The sequence below is a fragment of the Rhizobacter sp. genome, from assembly GCF_031412495.1.
Taxonomy (GTDB): domain Bacteria; phylum Pseudomonadota; class Gammaproteobacteria; order Burkholderiales; family Burkholderiaceae_C; genus Schlegelella_A.
Map to the genome: position 1 here is coordinate 1 of NZ_JANODC010000049.1, position 5,995 is coordinate 5,995.

Annotated in this window: 8 protein-coding genes; all 8 read left to right on the forward strand. The window is 70.6% G+C overall.

All coding sequences use genetic code 11. From position 1 onward, the window contains the following. Nucleotides 1-470: ACP S-malonyltransferase (locus AC30N0_RS01775; RefSeq protein WP_489516223.1), on the forward strand; the 470-nt coding region annotated here is incomplete at its 5' end. Continuing rightward, entirely contained in the window at nt 467-1,219 is a 753-nt protein-coding gene (fabG, locus tag AC30N0_RS01780; protein WP_489516224.1) for a 3-oxoacyl-ACP reductase FabG, read from the forward strand. The genes AC30N0_RS01775 and fabG, both read left to right, overlap by 4 nt. A 114-nt stretch (nt 1,220-1,333) precedes the next feature. Further along, entirely contained in the window at nt 1,334-1,576 is a 243-nt protein-coding gene (acpP, locus tag AC30N0_RS01785) for an acyl carrier protein (RefSeq protein WP_489516225.1), read from the forward strand. Nucleotides 1,577-1,607: 31 nt separating this feature from the next. Then, on the forward strand, nt 1,608-2,852 hold the full coding sequence (gene fabF / locus AC30N0_RS01790) for a beta-ketoacyl-ACP synthase II (RefSeq protein ID WP_489516226.1): 1,245 nt from the start codon (nt 1,608-1,610) through the stop codon (nt 2,850-2,852). A gap of 20 nt (nt 2,853-2,872) precedes the next feature. Next, complete coding sequence (locus tag AC30N0_RS01795; protein WP_489516227.1) at nt 2,873-3,364, forward strand: hypothetical protein; 492 nt, start codon at nt 2,873-2,875, stop codon at nt 3,362-3,364. Next, entirely contained in the window at nt 3,361-3,969 is a 609-nt protein-coding gene (gene rpoE, locus AC30N0_RS01800; RefSeq protein WP_489516228.1) for an RNA polymerase sigma factor RpoE, read from the forward strand. Before AC30N0_RS01795 ends, rpoE begins: the two co-directional genes overlap by 4 nt. A 66-nt stretch (nt 3,970-4,035) precedes the next feature. Continuing rightward, entirely contained in the window at nt 4,036-4,650 is a 615-nt protein-coding gene (locus AC30N0_RS01805) for a sigma-E factor negative regulatory protein (RefSeq protein WP_489516229.1), read from the forward strand. Nucleotides 4,651-4,733: 83 nt separating this feature from the next. Beyond that, nucleotides 4,734-5,771, forward strand: a complete 1,038-nt coding sequence (locus AC30N0_RS01810; protein ID WP_489516230.1) for a MucB/RseB C-terminal domain-containing protein — start codon at nt 4,734-4,736, stop codon at nt 5,769-5,771. The last annotated feature ends 224 nt before the right edge of the window (nt 5,772-5,995 follow it).

The window sequence follows — 5,995 nt, forward strand, 5'->3', positions numbered from 1 at the left end:
TCCAGGCGGCCAATTTCAACGACCCGAAGCAGACCGTCATCGCCGGCACGAAGGCGGGCGTGGCCAGGGCCTGCGAGCTGCTCAAGGCGAGCGGGGCGAAGCGGACCCTGCCGCTGCCGGTGTCGGCACCGTTCCATTCGGCCCTCATGAAGCCGGCCGCCGACCGGCTGCGCGAGCGCCTGGCGACGACGCCGATCGACGCTCCCTTCATCCCGGTGCTCGACAACGTCCACGTGCGCAGCGAGACGGAACCGGCACAGATCCGCAACGCGCTCTACGCGCAGGCGTTCGGAGCGGTGCGCTGGTCGGAGACGATCCGGGCCATCCGCGCCCGCGGGATCGTCCACATCTTCGAGTGCGGGCCCGGCCGCGTCCTCGCCGGGATGGTCAGGCGGATCGAGCCCGACGCCGTTTCGGCGGCCGTGTTCGATCCGGTGTCGCTCGCCGAGGCCAAGGCGCTGCTGCAATGAGCGCTGCTGAATCGCACCCCGGGCGGGTGGCGCTGGTCACCGGGGCGTCGCGCGGCATCGGCCGGGCCATCGCCCTGCGGCTCGCCGAGGGCGGCTTCCAGGTGGTCGGCACGGCGACGACCGAAGCCGGCGCCGCGGCGATCGGCGAGGCGCTCGCCGCCCATCCGGGCTGCCGGGGCATCGTCCTCGACGTGACCGACGGCGACGCCGTCAACGCCGCGGTCGACGCGACGGTTCGCGACAGCGGCGGCCTGCACGTCCTCGTCAACAACGCCGGCATCACGCGCGACATGCTGTCGATGCGGATGAAGGACGACGACTGGCACGCCGTGCTGGCGACCAACCTGACGGCGGTGTTCCGCGCCAGCCGGGCCGCGATCCGGCCGATGATGAAGCAGCGCTACGGCAGGATCGTCAACATCACGTCGGTGGTCGGCGCGAGCGGCAACCCGGGCCAGGCCAACTACGCCGCGGCCAAGGCCGGCGTGGCCGGGATGACCCGGTCGCTGGCGCGCGAGGTCGGGAGCCGCGGCATCACCGTCAACTGCGTCGCCCCGGGCTTCATCGACACCGACATGACGAAGGCGCTTCCCGAGGCGCAGGCGGCGGCGCTCCTGGCGCAGATCCCGGTGGGCCGGCTCGGCCAGGCGGCGGAGGTCGCCCACGCCGTCGCCTTCCTCGCCTCGGCCGAAGCGGCCTACATCACCGGCACGGAACTGCACGTCAACGGCGGCATGCTAATGAGCTGAGCGCGAGCCAAGGGCGCGCTTCTTGCCATGGGCGTCGGCCCGGCACCGGGGCCGCTGCGCAGACGCCGCACCTTAGAATAACTGTCTACTTTTTCACACACTCCTGGAGGAGTCATGAGCGACATAGAAGCACGAGTCAGGAAGATCATTGCCGAGCAACTCGGTGTACCCGAGGCCGACGTGACGAACGAAAAGGCGTTCGTTGCCGACCTGGGCGCCGACTCGCTCGACACGGTCGAGCTCGTGATGGCGCTCGAGGACGAGTTCGGGATCGAGATCCCGGACGAGGAGGCGGAGAAGATCACCACCGTCCAGCTGGCGATCGACTACGCCCAGAAGAACCAGAAGGCGGCTTGAGCGGACTCCAGCGCCTCACGCCCCGCACTCGATGAGATCCCGCCGTGTCGTCGTCACCGGCCTCGGCCTGATCAGCCCGGTCGGCAACAGCGTCGACGAAGGCTGGAAGAACCTGCTGGCGGGCCGCTCGGGCGTCGCCGACATCACCCGCTTCGACGCAGCCGCCTTCTCCTGCCGCTTCGCCGGCGAGGTGAAGGACTTCAAGGTCGAGGACTACTTCCCGGCCAAGGAAGCGCGTCACATGGACGCGTTCATCCACTACGGGCTGGCGGCCTCGATCCAGGCGGTCCGTGACGCCGGGCTCAAGACCAACGACGCGCTCGACGAGGAAGAGGCGACCCGCATCGGTTGCCTCATCAGCTCCGGAATCGGCGGGCTGCCGCTGATCGAGACCACCCACTCCGAGCTGACCAGCCGCGGCCCGCGCCGCATCACGCCGTTCTTCGTGCCGGCATCGATCATCAACATGATCTCGGGCCACGTCTCGATCATGTTCGGCTTCCAGGGCCCCAATCTCGCGGTCGTCACGGCGTGCACGACCGGCCTGCACTCGATCGGCATGGCCGGCCGGCTGGTCGAGCAGGGCGATGCCGACGTGATGATCGCCGGCGGCGCCGAGGCGACGGTGTCGCCGCTCGGCGTGGGCGGCTTCGCCGCTGCGCGGGCGCTGTCGACGCGCAACGACGATCCGGCCACCGCGTCGCGGCCGTGGGACAGGGACCGCGACGGCTTCGTCCTCGGCGAAGGTGCCGGCGTCCTTGTGCTCGAGGAGTACGAGCACGCGAAGCGGCGCGGCGCCAAGGTGTACGCCGAGCTCGTCGGCTTCGGCATGGGTGCCGACGCGTTCCACATGACCGCCCCCAACGTCGACGGGCCGAAGCGCTCGATGCTGGCGGCGCTGCGCTCGGCCGGGATCAACGGCGACGAGGTACAGTACCTCAATGCGCACGGCACGTCGACGCCGCTCGGCGACGTCAACGAGACCAACGCGATCAAGCTTGCCTTCGGCGACCACGCGCGCAAGCTGGTCGTGAACTCGACCAAGTCGATGACCGGCCACCTCCTCGGTGGCGCCGGCGGCATCGAATCGGTGTTCAGCGTGCTGGCGATCCGCGACCAGGTGTCGCCGCCGACGATCAACATCTTCGAGCAGGATCCGGAGTGCGATCTCGACTACTGCGCCAACACGGCGCGCGAGATGAACATCGAGCACGCGGTCAAGAACAACTTCGGCTTCGGCGGCACGAACGGCACGCTCGTCTTCAAGCGCGTCTGAGCCGGCGCCGGCGCCACGCCATGCGCACCCCCCTTTCCTGCAGCGTCGCCTTGCGCCACTTCGGCGTCTGGCGCGCCGCCGTCGGGGTGCTCGCCCTGCTGTCGGTGGCCTCGCTCCTGGGCTGGGCCATCGCCGGGCGCGCCCAGTGGCCGCCCGAAGCGATCGCGGCCGCCGCGGTCGCCGGGATGGCGGCGATCGGGCTCGCTGTATCCCTGGCCCGGGTCGAGCCCGGCACGCTCCGCCTCGAGTCGGGCCGCTGGAGCTTCGCACCGTCGCGCGCCGCCGCCGTCGAGCCGCAGGGCGGGCAGGTCGAGGTCGCGCTGGACCTCGGTTCATTCATGCTGCTTTCGTTCAGGCCGTGGGCCGGGGCGGGAAGCCTCGGCGCCCGGCGTTGGCTTCCGGCGCAGCGGCGCGGCCACGAGCGCGACTGGCACGCGCTGCGCTGCGCCGCCTTTTCCCCGCGCCGCGCCGACGCGGCGGCCGGCGTGCATGCATCCCGGGCACCCGAATGAACGCCCCGGATGCCGACGCCCAGCTCGTGGAACGGGTGAAGCAGGGCGACGTCAAGGCCTTCGAGATGCTGGTCGTCAAGTACCAGCGCCGGATCGAGCGGCTCGTCGGCCGCATGGTCCGCGACGTCGACCTCGTCCCGGACATCGCCCAGGAGACCTTCATCCGCGCCTACCGGGCCTTGCCGCAGTTCCGGGGCGACAGCGCCTTCTACACCTGGCTGTACCGAATTGCGGTCAATACCGCCAAAAAGCAGCTGATGGAGCTCAAGCGCGACATCCTGGTCACCGAGTCGGCGCGGGCGGGGCAGGACGACGAGGACGAGCCGCGCCGCGCCGACAACGAGCCGAGCGACAGCGGCACCCCGGACGCCGTCCTGGCCAGCAAGCAGATCGCGGCGGCGGTGAACTTTGCGGTCGAAGCCTTGTCCGAAGAGTTGCGGCAGGCGATCACGCTGCGCGAGATCGACGGGCTGAGCTACGAGGAGATCGCGGCGCTGATGAATTGCCCGATCGGCACGGTCCGGTCGCGCATTTTCAGGGCGCGTGAGGCGATCGCCGCGCGGCTGCGCCCATTGCTGGGCACGCGCGAGGGCGACCGGTGGTAGTTTCGACGCCAGGCAGGAGCCGCCTGGCGCAAGCGTTTCTGGAGAGTTTCGATGTCGGATCGGCCCATGGATGAAGCAGCGAATACACGCGAAGCGCTTTCCGCCCTGATGGATGGCGAGCTCGCACCGGCCGCCTCCGCGGCGGTTTGCGACGCCTGGCGGCGCAGCGACGCCGTCCGCCGGGAGTGGCACCAGTGGCACCTGATCGGGGACGTGCTCCGTTCCGACGACCTGGCCACCGACCCGGGGCGGGATGCCCGTTTCCTCGCGGCCGTCCGCGCAAGGCTGGCGATGGAGCCGGTCGTCCTGGCCCCGGCCCCCGCCGTGCCGGCCGCCGCCGGGCCGACGCGACGTGCGGGCTGGATCGTGCCGTCTGCGGTCGCCGCCGGGTTCGTGCTCGTGGTCGGCGCCTTCACCGTGCTGCAGCAGCCGGCAGCCCCGCCAGGTCCGTCGCTGGCAGGCGCCGATCGAGCTCCGATCGCCGCACCCGCGCCCAGGCTGGCAACCGCGCCGGCCGCTGCCGAACCGCAGACCGCCGTCGTCGCCGATGGCAAGCTGATCCGCGACGCCAGGCTCGACCGCTACCTGGCGGCGCACAAGCAGTTTGCCGGCACGTCCGCCCTGGGCGTCCCGTCGGCGTTCCTGCGCAGCGCGACAGTCGATTCAGCTGCCTCCCGCTAGGATGAAGTCCCCACGCTCACGAGTACGTTCGCTGTCCCCCGAGGGGGCGTGTCAGCGGCTTCGGGCGGTCGGGTGCCACTGACATGCGAGGGCTGCGCCTGCGTGCCTTCGCACCTCTGACCGTCGCCTGCCTGGCGATCGCCTGCACCGGCTTCGCTTCGGCCCAGCAGCCGGCGCCGCCGCAACGAAGCGCGGCGGCGGGCGAGGTCAGGGCCTGGCTCCTGCGAATCCACGATGCAGCGAGCCGGCGCAACTTCCAGGGCACCTTCGTCGTGAGCGGCGGGGCCGGGGTCGCGAGCGCCCGCATCGCCCATTTCTGGGAAGGACCGAACCAGTACGAGCGCATTGAGTCGCTCGACGGCCGCCAGCGCAAGGTCTTCCGCCACAACGACGTGGTGCACACGCTGTGGCCGGGCAGCCAGGTCGCGATGATCGAGCAGCGCGGCCAGATCAGCTCGTTTCCGGCCCTGCTCCAGGCGGGCGACGACGGGATCGCCGACTGGTACGAGGTGCGCGACGAAGGCCTCGAGCGCGTCGCCGGGCACGAGGCGAACGTCCTTGCCGTGAAGGCGCGCGACGGCCATCGCTACGGCTACCGGCTCTGGGCCGATCGCGCTTCCGGGCTCCTGCTCCGGGCCGACGTGCTCGGCGAGAGCGGTAACGTGCTCGAGACCTCCGCCTTTTCGGACGTGGCGATCGGCATCCGGCCGCAGCCCGACACGGTGCTGAGCGCGATGCGCAAGCTCGACGGCTACCGCATCGTCCGGCCGGTGCTGACGCCCACCTTCCTCGAGTCCGAAGGCTGGGTCGTGCGCCAGGTCGCACCCGGTTTCCGGCGCGTCAGCTGCGTCAGCCGCCAAATCGACACCCCCGGCGAGTCGGGCACCGATCCACCCCTGCCGCCGGTCATCCAGACCATCTATTCCGACGGGCTGACCTATGTGTCCGTGTTCATCGAGCCGTTCCGGCCCGAACGGCACGCCCGACCGATGCTTGCGACGATGGGCGCCACGGCGACCCTGTCCCGGCGGCACGGCGACTGGTGGATCACCGTCGTGGGCGACACCCCACCTGCTACGCTGAAGCTCTTTGCCGCCGCTCTGGAGCGCAAGAAGCCATGACCACGGCTTGCTTCCGGGCGCGGCGCCTCCACATGGCTGCTCACTCCATCATCGTTCCACGCCGACTCCTTCGGGAACCCCTCATGGCCTCGACCCTCGCTTCGCTGCGCGCCTTCCTCAGTCGCCTCGGCTTCGGCGCAATCGCCCTCATGCTCGGCTTCATGGCAACGGCAGCGCCGGCGTCTGCCCGGGCCCAGGGCCTGCCCGACTTCACCGACTTGGTC